This window comes from Nostoc sp. (genome assembly GCF_036917555.1).
Classification (GTDB): Bacteria; Cyanobacteriota; Cyanobacteriia; order Cyanobacteriales; family Nostocaceae; genus Nostoc.
Genome location: NZ_JBALDD010000063.1, coordinates 487,566 through 501,571, shown reverse-complemented (window position 1 = coordinate 501,571; position 14,006 = coordinate 487,566). Strand labels below are relative to the sequence as shown.

The following is a 14,006-nucleotide window of genomic DNA, read 5'->3' as shown; positions in this document are numbered from 1 at the left end:
ATTATACTGTGTCAGTGGTATTTAAAGGTGCGTTATGGACGCTGAGGAACTTTTAAAACAATATGCAAAAGGTCAACGAAAGTTTGATTCAGTAAATCTGAGAGGAGTAGACCTCAAAGGTGCAAATCTGAGTGGGATTGACTTAACAAGTGCAGATTTGACGGGAGCAGATTTAAATAATGTCAACCTGAGTAAGGCATGTCTTAAAAGCACAAATCTCACCAGGGCATCTCTGACAAGCGCAAACTTAAGTGGTTTGCTAGAAAGTTCTAGTTTAAATTTGAGTTGGGCAGACCTAGATAATGCCAATTTGAGTGATGCTACGCTAAATTCTGCCAATCTAACTGAAGCTTCTTTCAAAAAAACAAATCTTGTGAGAGCTAACCTTAGTGGTGCAATTTTAAGTGGGGCTAACTTGTTTGAAGCTGATTTGAGTCAAGTAAACCTAATTCAGGTACATTTCAGAGATACCAATTTGCAGGGAGCCAAAATTCGGGGTGTTAATTTATCTCAAAAGAATTTATCTAGTATGAATCTGGCTGAGGCTGATCTAGGTGCAGCAAATCTCAGAGGCGTAAATTTAAGAAAAGCCTGTCTCAAAGGGGCAAATTTAGAGAGAGCGGATTTACAACAAGCGGATTTAATGAAAGCAAATTTGAACGGAGCAAATCTTAGAAAAGCTGACTTAACTGGAGCAAATCTTTACGGAGCCAATCTTCAAGATGCAGACCTGACTGGTGCGATAATGCCAGATGGAGAAGTCTACAAACCGATCACAGCTGAAGCGGAAATCGGTAAACAGGAAACATCGTTAGAGAAAGTAATATCTATGACCCGTAAAGTAATTAATACTGATAACGCACCCGCTCCAGTCGGTCCTTATAATCAAGCGATCGCAGCTTCAGGTCAATTTGTATTCATTGCTGGACAAATTGCCATCGATCCCCGCCTTGGTGATGTCGTCTACACTGATGATGTCAAAAAGCAAACTGAGCAGGTATTAGCTAATCTTGAAGCCATCCTCACAGCAGCTGGTGCGACTTTTGAAGATGTGGTGAAGACCACTGTATTTTTAGCTGATATGAATGATTTCGCGGCGGTGAATGCCGTTTATGCGAAATATTTCTCGGAAAATACAGCCCCAGCACGGGCTTGTGTGCAGGTATCGCGCTTACCTAAAGATGTGTTAGTAGAAATTGATGCGATCGCAGTGATTAGTGGTTAGGAGAAATAGAACAATGAGCAAAATTTTAACGGTTACATTTGATGGTTCTGTTTTGCGCCCGGATATTCCACCTGATTTAGAACCGAACAAACGTTGAAGACCAAGTAAAGCAATTTCGCCAAAATCCAACATTACCCCCAGAAGACGATCGCCGTCATTTTCTGTATAACGTTTTCATGACAAATCGTAGGCGATCGCTCAATTCAATTGCATAGAGATGTTAAAGAATTTTGCCTCTTTTATGACAAAGCATGACGGTCTACCATAGAGACGGTGGCAGAAAAAGTCAAACCACGCTTGGATGATTAAAAATGAAATCAATAAACGAAAGAGAACAGTTAATTAAAGATATCAACGTACTGCTAAATCAATCTTATGATAGTACTTTAGATGAAATTCACGCACTTTTAAAAAAAATCGATGATGTAGAAGATGAAGAAGACTTAAAAGCTATTAAAGAAGCTAGGGAAGATATACGCATTAATGGCAGTGTGTCTTGGGATGAAATTAAAAACGAAATAAGAAACGAAATAAACAAGGATGTTGCGTGAGTTACGAAGTGAAATTTTCCAAGAGTGCGAAAAAGCAATTTAGGATACTACCTCTAGACGTACAAGAGCACATACAAACTAAAATCAACGACTTGGCAATAGAACCTTGTCCAAACGGGGTAAAAAAATTACAAGGTGATGATAATTGTTAGGCTGTAGGTAATTGATCGTAAGATTCCGGTTCAATATCTGGTACTTTCGCTAAAACTGCATCGTATTTTTCTCGACTGCCAAGCTTTGCTAACTCCCCTAGATAAATTTCAGTTGTTAGTGCAACAATTTTCTCCGCAACTGCTGTCGCCACAAACTGATCGATAGAAATACCGTCTTGTTTGGCAAGTTCCTGCAAACTTTTGTACAAAGAGTCAGGAAGCTGGACGCTGAGGTTGCTCATGACAATGCTCCAATAGATTGCAAAAACTCCGCAGGTGTCAATATTTTTATCCCAAACTGCTCAATGCCATTGAAGTCACGAGCATTATATGTTATTACGCTATCACATCGCGCCTTGACTGCTAGCTCCAGCACCATATCGTCTTTCGGATCGGGCAAGTAAGGTCGCCAGAGGAAGAAAATTTGATGTCGCGTTGCAACCGAGCAATGGAACTCGATAAATTCTTCAACATCTAGTGCAGTGAGATAGAGATTTGGGAGTTGCCGTGATAATACTTCTCGATACTCCAAAACCAGTGGAACCGAAAGATGGATATCAAAAACCCCTGTACCCACAAGCGTCAGCAGACGAAAAGCACTCCCTCGTTTGGAACGCAGACCAGCAACGATAACATTTGTATCAAGGACAACTTGTGGAACTGTCACAGAGGCATGATACTGGCTCTCGACTTACGAATTAATGCTGTTTTGCAGTTCTAATACCAATTTGAAAAATGATTATGAGGAACTTTACCTTTTTGATCACAAACTGTATTGCGATCGCTCAATGTAATTCAGTATAAATATAGCGCTTAGAGTTTGCGTTAAATACAAGCGATGCCTGCGGTGGTCGCTGACTTGTACTGAGCGACTTGCCCTAAGCGCAGTCGTACCCCTCCGGGGAAGCAAGTTACGCGTAGCGTCCCGCAGGGAAGGGAGTCGAAGTAGCTTTATCGTAACACTTCCCCACGGGACGCTACGCGAACGTGGAAGCAAGCTACGCGCAGTGTCTCGTAGAGAAGTGCGAGCTACGCCTACGCAAAGCTGTATCCCTATGGTATCAGTCAGATAAAAACAGGGAATTGTCTAAATCCACTCAAATCCCTGTGTGGCTAAAAATTCTTTAGCTGGTTCCAAAATATCTTTGCTTAAAATCATTTTGACTTTTGAAGAACTAAGATACAAGCGAAAACGCTCAATAAATAGTTGGTTAGCAGGTTCAATTTTCCTAATGGCACTCCAGGGAATCAACAACGGCGTAAGCCCCAAGCTAAACAACGAGAAAATACTCAAATAAATCCCTTGATGAGTTATACCAACATTTAAAGTCCTTTGTAATACACCAACCCCACACAACCGCTTTCCATTTGCGAGAAGTTTTGTGGCGGCGCTTCTTTCGTGCGGTAGAGTTTAGCGAGGCGATTCCAGTCATGACGGAATAGAAAAATCATGACTATCGTGGAAAATGTAAAAAAAACGATGTATATCCACTGAAGGTTATGTGGCATTTGTTTTTAAATCATTGATGATTGATGCTTCAACTGTAAGCGATGTCCAACAACAAGCTTCAGTGTGTCTACGTACTCACCAATCAATTACGTTCCCTTGAACCTTTCAAAATTATCGAAGCATTCCGGTTAAAAATTGCTCAATTGAAACCCTATTCATTGAAAAAACTGGCCTTAATTAAAGCCAGTTTTTTGATTTTATTGCTAACTTCTAGCAAAACTTACGACCGAGTATTAACGGAACACACTTGAGAAGATATTATTAAACTTTCTCATTAAAATGTCAACATTTCACTACTTGTTTCTGCAAAATTTACCATTTAGGTATCGCCGCTTTCCTTAAATTTTCAGACTGTGCTGACAAACTTTTATCGCCAAAATGCTGATTCATCAACGCGGGAACTTGTGTAGCTTGAATTCGACTATGGCGTGTTTTATCTGGCATTACTAAATTCGGCCCAGCTTTACAGTTCTTCATACAACCAGTGCCCTTAATTGTAATTTGGTCTTCTAAACCGCGATCGCTTAAAGCCGCCTCCAACGCCTGACAAACTGCTTTACCGCCACGTTTCATACAATCAGACTTTTGACACACCAAAATCGTGGCCTTAGTCTTAGCTGGTTTTACCTTGACATCATCAATAAATGGGGGTTCTTCTCGTGCAGCGATGGTTTTAACTGCCGCTATTTCAGAACGTGCCACCATCACACGTTCCGCTTTCAGTGTAACTTTGTCTTTTTTTATATCGTATTCTTTATAACCAACAACTTGTAGCCAAGTACCTGCTGGTAGCCGCATGTCAAAAGCAGCCCGTAAATGTTTAGCGAGTTTAACGTAGCATTCACCCTCATGAGTAGCCAGCAGTAAACCTTTCAGCTTATAGCCATCTTTAATAACAAAATCTATAAATCTGCCCTCAAAGCAAAATTTTGATACTTCCATATTGTGAGATCCACCCATTTTTTAACCTCCTTTTAATTAATACAAGCTACCAAGCAAGATATTCTCAGCAGCTAAAAATTATAACTGTTGGTAGCGATTTTTCCAGCAACACTCAAGAGTCCAAATCTGGTCTTGACGAGAGGCTGTAAATCGCCGTACTACACTCCAAAGTTGAACAGCCGCAGTCAGATTGCTAATTTCAACTTTTAATGGCTGGTTAGCCGCACAACTACAGGGAATGTCTAACTCCTTTAGACGTTGATAGACTTGCCAGCGGTCTACCCAATTCACCTCTACAAGGTGGTTTATTTGTATTTCTGAACTATACGATTTCAAGAGAATTGCCCTCAAAATGCAACAAACTTGCAGTAACTACCGCCATTTAACTCCCTGCTTTTTGAAAGTCTTAGTAGTCTAGCCTCTCAAAACCAGCATACCTTAAGTGCAAACAATTCTCATTAATTTTGGAAAAAGAATAAAATTTTGCAATCATCCCATGAGGGAGATCGGGTGGATGACCTGGACAATTAGGGCAAGGAGGTATTTACTCCCCCATCTACGCTCACTTCTTGGGGTATGTATGCACACTTAAGTTTTCATGTCAATAATAATGAAAAATATACACAACTAGATGAGCGTGCCATAATCCAGCAAACAAGAAACTTAAGACTTTTAGTAAACAAAAATACAAAATCTTGTCATGGCAAATTGGCTTGCTCTTATTGTGAAAATGTTAATATGTAAACAATGAGCAGTTAAAATCTATAATTGGTAAATAGCGAGGAGAACAATGTCTGAAACGCAAACTTTGTTACGGAATTTTGGTCATGTATATGACAATCCTGTGTTGCTGGATCACAGTGTAACTGCTCCAGTTACAGAAGGATTTAACGTTATATTAGCTAGTTTCCAGGCACTGTACTTGCAGTACCAAAAGCATCATTTTGTAGTTGAAGGCTCAGAATTTTACTCTCTGCATGAGTTTTTTAACGAAAGCTACAACCAAGTACAAGACCACGTTCATGAAATTGGCGAACGTTTGGATGGACTGGGTGGTGTGCCAGTAGCTACCTTCAGCAAATTAGCAGAATTAACCTGTTTTGAGCAAGAATCTGAAGGCGTATATTCCTCTCGCCAAATGGTGGAAAACGACCTAGCTGCCGAACAAGCAATCATTGGCGTGATTCGTCGTCAAGCTGCTCAGGCAGAGAGTTTAGGCGATCGGGGCACACGCTATCTGTACGAAAAGATTTTGTTAAAAACTGAGGAACGTGCATATCATTTATCTCACTTCCTCGCCAAAGACAGCTTAACTTTAGGGTTTGTCCAAGCAGCTCAAAGCTAAAATTCTCATAATCTAGATTTGTCTAGCTAGACTGAAAGAAAAAGTTGGCAGCCCAACTGTTAAAATATTATAAAAAATGGCAGAGAATGGTATACCTAATTTCTCTGCCATTTTTCATCTAAGTAAACATATTTATATAATATTTAACGTTGAAAATATTTAGCAATTAGCTAGTTAAGATAAATTTTTATTTAAGTAATTTATTTATGCATAAATAAGCAGACAGACAGATGCCAAAATAAATCATCATTTATCGCAAGGTTCATCAGATTAAATAATAAAGATTCCCAAAAGCTTTAGAAATTTGAGGATCATAATTAAATAAAATTAGAAATACAAAATAATTGTTGAGCATTGGGCATGGAGAAGAGACAAGGTAAACAAGGAAGAGGGGAAAGACTTGTTCAATAATTCCCCCTTGTCTCCTCTGCTCCCCTACTCTCTTCCTGTGATCAAACTTAGAAAACTTAATAATAAAAAGCACCACAGGGGGTAAAGACCCTTAAAATGATCAGGATTTCTATTCTCATATTCCAAGGCAACGACTATGCCCCGCCGTGACGACCTTCAGAAGATTCTACTGTTAGGTTCTGGTCCAATTGTGATCGGACAAGCCTGTGAGTTTGACTACTCTGGCACTCAAGCCTGCAAAGCGCTGCGAGAAGAAGGCTATGAAGTGGTTTTGGTCAACTCCAACCCTGCAACGATTATGACCGACCCGGAAACGGCCGATCGCACTTACATTGAGCCGCTAACTCCAGAATTGGTCGAAAAAGTCATTGAAAAAGAACGCCCCGATGCTCTACTACCAACGATGGGAGGACAAACCGCCCTCAACCTCGCCGTTGCTTTAGCCAAAAATGGCGTGTTGGAAAAGTACAGCGTTGAGTTAATCGGCGCTAAACTCCCAGCGATCGAAAAAGCCGAAGATCGAAAACTGTTTGGTGAAGCAATGGCAAGGATTGGGGTAGCTGTGTGTCCCAGCGACACAGCCGAATCTTTAGAAGAAGCCAAAGCTGTTGCCCGCCAAATTGGTACTTATCCTCTAATTATTCGTCCAGCTTTCACAATGGGTGGAAGTGGCGGTGGTATTGCCTACAACCAAGAAGAATTTGAAGAAATGGCACAGGTGGGTATAGATGCCAGCCCTGTTTCGCAAATTCTCATTGACCAGTCTTTACTTGGTTGGAAAGAATATGAACTCGAAGTGATGCGTGACTTGGCAGATAACGTGGTGATTATCTGCTCCATCGAAAACCTTGACCCGATGGGCATTCACACCGGGGACTCTATTACCGTCGCTCCCGCGCAAACCCTCACTGATAAAGAATATCAAAGGCTGCGGGATATGGCAATTAAAATCATCCGTGAGATCGGTGTAGAAACTGGCGGTTCTAATATTCAATTTGCTGTCAACCCAGTTAATGGAGATGTGGTTGTAATTGAGATGAACCCCCGTGTTTCCCGCAGTTCGGCTTTGTCTTCCAAAGCCACGGGTTTCCCCATTGCCAAAATGGCTGCAAAATTGGCTGTGGGCTACACCTTGGATGAAATTAAAAATGACATCACCAAGAAAACTCCGGCGTCCTTTGAGCCGACAATTGACTATGTGGTGACAAAAATCCCCCGCTTTGCCTTTGAAAAGTTCCCTGGTTCGGAACCAGTGCTGACAACCCAAATGAAGTCAGTCGGGGAAGCAATGGCAATTGGGCGGACGTTCAACGAATCCTTCCAAAAGGCACTGCGATCGCTCGAAACCGGACGTGCTGGTTGGGGTTGCGACAAAGCCGAAAAATTACCCAGTGGTGAACAAATTCGCGCCCAACTGCGGACACCTAACCCCGATCGCATTTTCTCCGTGCGCCATGCCTTGCAACTAGGGATTAGTGCTGAGGAAATCTACGAACTGACTGGTATTGACCCGTGGTTCCTAGATAAATTTCAGCAACTGCTAGATGTCGAGAAATTTCTCAAGCGGACACCTTTACAGCAATTGACAAAAGAGCAACTTTATGAAGTGAAGCGGGACGGATATAGCGATCGCCAGATTGCCTATGCCACCAAAACCACCGAAGATGAAGTTCGCGCCTACCGCAAGTCACTAGGAATCATCCCAGTTTATAAAACTGTAGATACCTGCGCAGCTGAGTTTGAAGCGTTTACCCCCTACTACTATTCTACCTACGAAGAAGAAACAGAGGTTTTGCCAGTAACCAAGCCAAAAGTGTTGATTTTGGGTGGTGGCCCCAACCGCATTGGACAGGGAATTGAGTTTGACTATTGTTGTTGTCATGCCGCTTATGCTTTGAAGGATGCGGGGTATGAGACGATTATGGTCAACTCCAACCCAGAGACAGTTTCGACAGACTACGATACCAGCGATCGCCTTTACTTTGAGCCTTTAACAAAAGAAGATGTTCTTAACATCATCGAAACTGAAAATCCAGTCGGGGTAATTATCCAGTTTGGCGGACAAACCCCGCTAAAGTTGGCTATCCCACTCCAGCAGTTTCTCAGCACTCAGGACTCAGGACTCAGCACTCAAATTTGGGGTACATCGCCAGATTCCATCGACATGGCAGAAAACCGCGAGCGGTTTGAAAAAATTCTCCAACAGTTGAATATTTCCCAACCGCCCAATGGTATCGCGCGGAGTTACGAAGATGCGCTGATTGTTGCTAAACGCATTGGCTATCCGGTGGTGGTGCGTCCTAGCTATGTGTTGGGGGGACGGGCGATGGAAATCGTTTATTCCGATGCTGAGTTGGAACGCTACATGACCTTTGCGGTACTAGTGGAACCAGAACATCCGATTTTAATTGATAAGTTTTTGGAAAACGCGATTGAAGTCGATGTCGATGCGATCGCCGATCATACAGGACGGGTAGTGATTGGTGGCATCATGGAACACATCGAACAAGCAGGGATTCACTCAGGAGATTCTGCTTGTTCCTTACCTTCTATTTCCCTATCGCCAGCAGTTCTCAATCAGATTCGCACTTGGACGATACAGCTAGCACAAGCATTGTCAGTCGTAGGGTTGATGAATATTCAATTTGCCGTTGTCGGTGCAAGCAGCTATTCTCCGCAAGTTTACATTCTAGAAGCCAATCCCCGCGCTTCTCGCACCGTGCCATTTGTATCTAAAGCTACGGGCGTACAGTTAGCTAAACTAGCATCCTTAATTATGTCGGGCAAAACCTTAGAGGAGCTACATTTTACAGAGGAAATCATTCCCACACATATTGCTGTAAAAGAAGCAGTATTACCCTTTAATAAATTCCCAGGAACTGATACAATATTGGGCCCAGAAATGAGATCCACTGGTGAGGTGATGGGGATTGACAGCGACTTTGGCCGTGCCTTTGCCAAAGCGGAGATGGGTGCTGGGGAGCGTTTACCGTTAACGGGAACTGTATTTGTATCAATGAGCGATCGCGATAAAGCTGCTGCAAGTGGTGTGGTCAAGGAATTTATTGATTTGGGCTTTACAGTGATGGCTACCCTTGGTACACGCCGAGTTCTTCTCGAACAGGGGTTAAATATTGAATTAGTGTTAAAACTCCATGAAGGTCGTCCCCACGTCCTAGATGCGATCAAAAACCAGAAAATCCAACTTATTATCAACACACCATCAGGGGAAGAAGCCCAGACTGATGCTAGGTTAATCCGCCGCACAGCCTTAGCTTATAAAATTCCCATCATTACTACTATCGCCGGTGCAAAAGCTACCGTTGCTGCCATCCGTTCCTTACAAAATACGACTTTGGACGTTAAAACTATCCAAGAGTACTGCCCGATCGCTAGGGAGTAGAGAGTAGGGAAGCAGAGGAGCAGGGGAGCAGGGGAGACAAGGGGAATGACTACCCCAATGCCCCATTCCCCATGCCCAATTCCCAGGAAAAATTAAACAATTGTTAGAAGAGAATGAATATAGTTCTCATTGAGATACTTTAACAAATATGAGGAAAATTATTTCAACCAGATCATTTCTTAAATTGACTTGTAGTCAGCCTTAAGATAGAGGGCAACATTACATGAACTGGAAAAACCAGGAAATTTCATGTCGCTATCTAGCCAAAATCTTCTCATAAATGTTACAATTATTAATAGGACTTCCAGAGAAAATGTTTAAAAAGCAACCTTTTATCTAACTGTGGATACTTGTGAAAAGTAGGAAATAACTGTAGTTTTAGCAGTTAAGAAGCCTAAATTTGATTATTATGAGCAGCCGAGTTTCTCAGGCGCGTAAGTTGCAAACGATAGTACGGGTTCCCAGTCAGACTGGGTAGCACCCTAATAAATAAAGAAAGCATCTATCCCTTAATGACCCTACCGCCAACCTCATCATTACCAAAGAGTAGCGCCATGAAGACCGCTCAGACAGCCACAGACCTCGTGCGGACTTACCTGCGTGAGATTGGCCGTGTGCCACTGTTAACCCACGAGGAAGAGATTTTCTATGGTAAACAGGTGCAACGTTCCTGCGCTTTGCACGAATCAAGGGAATCTCTTGCCACCCAGCTAGGTCATCAACCGACTCTAGAAGAGTGGGCCAAAGCAACAAACCTAGAACCAGCAGAGTTGAACGAAGCGATCGCAGATGGTGAAATTGCCAAGCGCAAGATGGTAGAAGCCAATTTGCGGCTGGTAGTGTCCGTTGCCAAAAAATACATCAAGCGCAATGTCGATTTACTGGACTTGATCCAAGAAGGTAGTATTGGTATGCAACGGGGCGTAGAAAAGTTTGACCCCACCAAAGGGTACAGATTTTCTACTTATGCCTATTGGTGGATTCGGCAAGCTATTACTCGTGCTATAGCCGAAAAAGCTCGTACAATTCGGTTGCCGATCCATATCACCGAAAAATTAAATAAGATTAAAAAGGCACAGCGCCAATTGTCTCAAAAGTTGGGACGCGCTCCTACGGCTGGGGAGCTAGCTCAAGAATTAGAATTGACGCCCAAACAAGTACGAGAGTATTTAGAAAAGGCGCGTTTGCCTCTTTCCTTGGATTTGCGGCTGGGTGATAACTACGACACCGAACTTGGAGAAATGCTGGAAGATCCAGGGGCTTCTCCCGAAGAGTTTGTTATGCAATCTTCCCTATCTTATGACTTAGATCGTCTAATGGGCGATCTCACGCCACAACAGAGGGAAGTAATCACACTGCGCTTTGGCTTAACTGATGGGCAAGCCCTGACTCTGGCTAGAATTGGTGAAATATTGAACATCAGTCGAGAACGAGTCCGACAAATTGAACGGGAAGCTTTAAGCAAACTTCGCAAGTCTAAAGCCAATATGGATGAATATTTGGCAAGTTAGAAGTTAGGAGTGATGAGTTGTAATTAACTCCCCACTCCTCACCTATTTATTGGGGTGAGAAAATACGCTGACTTTGGTACGGTTACACCTACTGCCACTCTTAGGCTAGGCTGTTACATTAGTTGACAGGAAGACAAAATAACTAAGTCAAATCCAAAACAGACATTTAAAATTCTAATCACAAGCACCGCAGCTAATAGTGGTAGTTAAGGAGCTAAAAAATGAGTAACCCATCCAATCGTGTCTCAGAATTTTTTAATAGCGAATCAGAAACTAACGATTTACTATGGCAGTACGTTAAATCCTTGAGTCCAGAGACAGTTACCCAGCTATCCAAACCCACGTCTGCCGAAGTCTTTCAGGTGATGGAACGGAATATTACAGGACTATTAGGTAATCTACCTTCAGAACACTTTGGTGTTACTGTAACCACAAATCGGGAAAATCTAGGTAGGCTTCTTGCTTCTGCGATGATTAGTGGTTATTTCTTGCGTAACGCTGAACAGAGAATGAATTTTGAAATGGTTTTACAAGGATCTGAAACTGACAACAGCGAAATTGACTAGAAATGTAAAATTTGGGAAATTCAATCAATATTGTTAGGCTGATAGCTAGTCATAGTTACGGCGATACGAATTGAAAATAAGTCTCTGCGAAATCTTTGCCGCTAATTCCGGATTATACATCAGCTAAGTTTTTTAAAATATCCAAAATAGTGACGAATTCAGGTTGAAATTTCAATGCATAGGCGCTTCACCTTCCCGCAGGGTAGAAACGCTGAGGTTGGCGCAGAGGAACGCGGAGTCTTTGATTTCGCTTCTCTGTGAAATCCTGTAATTTTGTGATTAATTCAATCAATTATATGATATCAGGCTAGTTACTTATAACTCCCGAACCTATACAGAAAGCATAAAAATTCCTCCCCTTTAAGCCTCTGCGGTCTGAATAATAAGTTTTTAACCAGACACGATATTAGAGGTGTATTTGTAGCTGATTAATGCACATTTGTGGATAAACGAACAGTGCTAGATGACCTATGCAATAAATCTAAACTCGGCAGAGTTACAACTAGTCTGCCGAGTTTTGTTATTAGTCAAGAGTCAAAATTCAGGAATTCTTTCCTTACTCCCCATTCAATTATGAGTGAAACCAGTTCTTTCCTACCCCATAAAATCATCGGTGTTGCAGTAATTTGGAATGACCAAAAGCAAATTTTAATTGACCGCCGTCGTCCAGAAGGAGCGATGGGTGGTTTGTGGGAATTTCCTGGTGGTAAGATAGAGCCTGGTGAAACCATCCAAGAATGTATTCAACGGGAAATTTCTGAAGAACTGGGAATAGTAATTGAAGTGGGAGAGCATCTGATTACTATTGACCACAGCTATACAAACTTGCGCGTTACCCTTACAGTACATCATTGCCGCCATCTTACAGGTGTCCCCCAACCTTTAGAATCCGATGAAATTCGCTGGGTAACTTTGGAAGAACTGGAGCAATTTACTTTTCCGAAAGCAAATATTCAAATTATTGCTGCATTAAAAGGGACTGAGGACTAGGAAAGAAGTAGGGGGAGTAAGGCGAGACAAGGGGACAATGAGAATAACCATACCCAATGACCAATGACTAATCCCGTAACAATCTATTAATTGCATCAGGTTGAGTCCCGCAATTTTCTACAATAGGCGCAGGGACTTTGATTTAAGGTGTCAGCAAATAAATGCCTAAAACCGTTGCCGATGTGATGAGCCGCGATCCTATTGTTGTCCGGGAGGAAACTCCACTTAAGGAAGCTATCCAAATTCTCGCAGAACGCCATATCAGCGGACTACCTGTTGTGGATGATCTTGGTAAATTGGTGGGCATTATCTCGGAAACCGATTTGATGTGGCAAGAAACTGGTGTTACTCCACCTGCGTACATTATGTTTCTTGATAGTGTTATCTATTTAAAAAATCCTGCTACGTATGACCGTGATTTGCACAAGGCTCTAGGGCAAACCGTCGGGGAGGTGATGAGTAAAAACCCGATCGCTATTTCCCCTGATAAAACTTTAAAAGAAGCAGCTACAATCATGCATGATCGCAGCGTTCATCGCTTACCAATACTTGACAGCACAGGTCTAGTAATTGGTATTCTCACTCGTGGTGATATTATTCGGGCAATGGCTGCTAGTCAAGATTAGTCAAAAATAGAGACGCGATTAATTGCGTCTATCTTTTTTATACATTTGAAAATCAAGGATAACTAAATGAGTATTACTCCGGAGTCTGTTAAGCAATTGCTTAGTTCTGAGGATTTAGGCGATCGCTTACGTGCTGTAAATCAAATCCGCGAATTGGAACCTGCGATTGGTTTTGAATTAATTCAAAGTGCTATTGGCGATCGCAATTCCCGTGTCCGTTACTCAGCGGTGAGTCAAATGGATACACTCGGAACCCAAGATTTACAGTTATCCTTAGATATTTTGCGCGATCGCTTGCTTCATGACTCCGAAGTAGATGTACAAGCAGCAGCAGCAGACTGTTTGGGCGCTCTAAAGTTAAGCGAAGCTTTTGAAGATTTACAGCAGCTTTATCATACAACCGATGAATGGCTAATACAATTCAGTATTATTGCTACATTGGGAGAGTTGGGCGATCCGCGAGCCTTTGAACTACTCAAAGAGGCACTTTCATCAGAAAATGAATTAGTCCAAACTGCTGCTATTAGTTCTTTAGGTGACTTGGGAGATGTACAAGCAGTTCCTCTGTTGGCTCCCTATGCTACCAACCCAGATTGGCAAATTCGTTACAGACTTGTGCAAGCCTTAGCTCATTTGGATAATCCAGAAGCCAAATCTATATTAGAAACTCTGGCTAATGATGAAGTAGATGCGATCGCAAGCGAAGCCAAAAATTCTTTGCAGTCAGTTTAAGTCTATCTAAGGTTAAGAGAATTCACCTTAATATAGATTTAT

16 protein-coding genes are annotated in these 14,006 nt (G+C 42.1%); 10 read left to right on the top strand and 6 right to left on the bottom strand.

The window, feature by feature from the left end; all coding sequences use genetic code 11:
- The first annotated feature begins 34 nt into the window (after positions 1-34).
- Positions 35-1,225, top strand: coding sequence for a Rid family detoxifying hydrolase (locus V7K60_RS24820; protein WP_334929264.1), 1,191 nt, complete (start codon positions 35-37; stop codon positions 1,223-1,225).
- 311 nt (positions 1,226-1,536) lie between these two features.
- Positions 1,537-1,776, top strand: a complete 240-nt coding sequence (locus tag V7K60_RS24815) for a hypothetical protein (RefSeq protein ID WP_334929262.1) — start codon at positions 1,537-1,539, stop codon at positions 1,774-1,776.
- 148 nt (positions 1,777-1,924) lie between these two features.
- Here the strand turns inward: V7K60_RS24815 and V7K60_RS24810 are convergent, their stop codons facing one another.
- The 4 genes from V7K60_RS24810 to V7K60_RS24795 all read right to left on the bottom strand — a co-directional run bounded on the left by V7K60_RS24810 (position 1,925) and on the right by V7K60_RS24795 (position 3,380).
- Positions 1,925-2,170 carry a toxin-antitoxin system HicB family antitoxin gene (locus tag V7K60_RS24810; RefSeq protein ID WP_334929260.1) on the bottom strand — a complete coding sequence of 82 codons (246 nt, stop codon included), beginning with the start codon at positions 2,168-2,170 and terminating at the stop codon, positions 1,925-1,927.
- Positions 2,167-2,595, bottom strand: coding sequence for a putative toxin-antitoxin system toxin component, PIN family (locus tag V7K60_RS24805; RefSeq protein WP_334929258.1), 429 nt, complete (start codon positions 2,593-2,595; stop codon positions 2,167-2,169). The genes V7K60_RS24810 and V7K60_RS24805 overlap by 4 nt, the downstream gene beginning before the upstream one ends.
- Before the next feature lie 420 nt (positions 2,596-3,015).
- Entirely contained in the window at positions 3,016-3,222 is a 207-nt protein-coding gene (locus V7K60_RS24800; protein ID WP_334929256.1) for a hypothetical protein, read from the bottom strand.
- Positions 3,223-3,251: 29 nt separating this feature from the next.
- Positions 3,252-3,380 carry a hypothetical protein gene (locus tag V7K60_RS24795; protein WP_334929254.1) on the bottom strand — a complete coding sequence of 43 codons (129 nt, stop codon included), beginning with the start codon at positions 3,378-3,380 and terminating at the stop codon, positions 3,252-3,254.
- Positions 3,381-3,479: 99 nt separating this feature from the next.
- On the opposite strand from V7K60_RS24795, the gene V7K60_RS24790 reads away from it, so the two are divergent.
- Positions 3,480-3,689, top strand: coding sequence for a hypothetical protein (locus V7K60_RS24790; protein WP_334929252.1), 210 nt, complete (start codon positions 3,480-3,482; stop codon positions 3,687-3,689).
- 61 nt (positions 3,690-3,750) lie between these two features.
- Here the strand turns inward: V7K60_RS24790 and V7K60_RS24785 are convergent, their stop codons facing one another.
- Positions 3,751-4,398, bottom strand: a complete 648-nt coding sequence (locus V7K60_RS24785) for a (2Fe-2S) ferredoxin domain-containing protein (protein WP_334929250.1) — start codon at positions 4,396-4,398, stop codon at positions 3,751-3,753.
- A gap of 60 nt (positions 4,399-4,458) precedes the next feature.
- The gene (locus tag V7K60_RS24780; protein WP_334929248.1) at positions 4,459-4,716 is read right to left on the bottom strand and encodes an Asr1405/Asl0597 family protein; all 258 of its coding nucleotides are present in this window, start codon (positions 4,714-4,716) and stop codon (positions 4,459-4,461) included.
- A gap of 454 nt (positions 4,717-5,170) precedes the next feature.
- Between V7K60_RS24780 and V7K60_RS24775 the strand changes: the two genes are divergently transcribed.
- From V7K60_RS24775 to nblB, 7 genes are all read left to right on the top strand, one after another.
- Positions 5,171-5,725, top strand: coding sequence for a Dps family protein (locus V7K60_RS24775; RefSeq protein ID WP_292866553.1), 555 nt, complete (start codon positions 5,171-5,173; stop codon positions 5,723-5,725).
- A 547-nt stretch (positions 5,726-6,272) separates the two neighbouring features.
- Positions 6,273-9,539, top strand: a complete 3,267-nt coding sequence (gene carB / locus V7K60_RS24770) for a carbamoyl-phosphate synthase large subunit (RefSeq protein ID WP_334929247.1) — start codon at positions 6,273-6,275, stop codon at positions 9,537-9,539.
- Positions 9,540-10,093: 554 nt separating this feature from the next.
- A complete protein-coding gene (locus tag V7K60_RS24765) occupies positions 10,094-11,050 on the top strand; it encodes an RNA polymerase sigma factor, RpoD/SigA family (RefSeq protein ID WP_104909800.1) in 957 nt (318 codons plus the stop codon).
- Between the two features lie 221 nt (positions 11,051-11,271).
- Complete coding sequence (locus tag V7K60_RS24760; protein WP_334816258.1) at positions 11,272-11,616, top strand: DUF760 domain-containing protein; 345 nt, start codon at positions 11,272-11,274, stop codon at positions 11,614-11,616.
- 573 nt (positions 11,617-12,189) lie between these two features.
- Positions 12,190-12,606, top strand: coding sequence for an 8-oxo-dGTP diphosphatase MutT (gene mutT, locus V7K60_RS24755; protein WP_334929245.1), 417 nt, complete (start codon positions 12,190-12,192; stop codon positions 12,604-12,606).
- Between the two features lie 161 nt (positions 12,607-12,767).
- Positions 12,768-13,232, top strand: coding sequence for a CBS domain-containing protein (locus tag V7K60_RS24750; RefSeq protein ID WP_334929243.1), 465 nt, complete (start codon positions 12,768-12,770; stop codon positions 13,230-13,232).
- A gap of 66 nt (positions 13,233-13,298) precedes the next feature.
- Positions 13,299-13,964, top strand: coding sequence for a phycobilisome degradation protein NblB (gene nblB, locus V7K60_RS24745; RefSeq protein WP_334929241.1), 666 nt, complete (start codon positions 13,299-13,301; stop codon positions 13,962-13,964).
- The last annotated feature ends 42 nt before the right edge of the window (positions 13,965-14,006 follow it).

What these genes read in the sequence shown, in the direction of transcription:
- V7K60_RS24820 (WP_334929264.1), top strand. Translation starts at nt 35, where the DNA reads ATGGACGCTGAGGAACTTTTAAAACAATATGCAAAAGGTCAACGAAAG.
- V7K60_RS24815 (WP_334929262.1), top strand. Translation starts at nt 1,537, where the DNA reads ATGAAATCAATAAACGAAAGAGAACAGTTAATTAAAGATATCAACGTA.
- V7K60_RS24810 (WP_334929260.1), bottom strand. Translation starts at nt 2,170, where the DNA reads ATGAGCAACCTCAGCGTCCAGCTTCCTGACTCTTTGTACAAAAGTTTG.
- V7K60_RS24795 (WP_334929254.1), bottom strand. Translation starts at nt 3,380, where the DNA reads ATGATTTTTCTATTCCGTCATGACTGGAATCGCCTCGCTAAACTCTAC.
- V7K60_RS24790 (WP_334929252.1), top strand. Translation starts at nt 3,480, where the DNA reads ATGTCCAACAACAAGCTTCAGTGTGTCTACGTACTCACCAATCAATTA.
- V7K60_RS24785 (WP_334929250.1), bottom strand. Translation starts at nt 4,398, where the DNA reads ATGGGTGGATCTCACAATATGGAAGTATCAAAATTTTGCTTTGAGGGC.
- V7K60_RS24775 (WP_292866553.1), top strand. Translation starts at nt 5,171, where the DNA reads ATGTCTGAAACGCAAACTTTGTTACGGAATTTTGGTCATGTATATGAC.
- carB (WP_334929247.1), top strand. Translation starts at nt 6,273, where the DNA reads ATGCCCCGCCGTGACGACCTTCAGAAGATTCTACTGTTAGGTTCTGGT.
- V7K60_RS24765 (WP_104909800.1), top strand. Translation starts at nt 10,094, where the DNA reads ATGAAGACCGCTCAGACAGCCACAGACCTCGTGCGGACTTACCTGCGT.
- V7K60_RS24760 (WP_334816258.1), top strand. Translation starts at nt 11,272, where the DNA reads ATGAGTAACCCATCCAATCGTGTCTCAGAATTTTTTAATAGCGAATCA.
- mutT (WP_334929245.1), top strand. Translation starts at nt 12,190, where the DNA reads ATGAGTGAAACCAGTTCTTTCCTACCCCATAAAATCATCGGTGTTGCA.
- V7K60_RS24750 (WP_334929243.1), top strand. Translation starts at nt 12,768, where the DNA reads ATGCCTAAAACCGTTGCCGATGTGATGAGCCGCGATCCTATTGTTGTC.
- nblB (WP_334929241.1), top strand. Translation starts at nt 13,299, where the DNA reads ATGAGTATTACTCCGGAGTCTGTTAAGCAATTGCTTAGTTCTGAGGAT.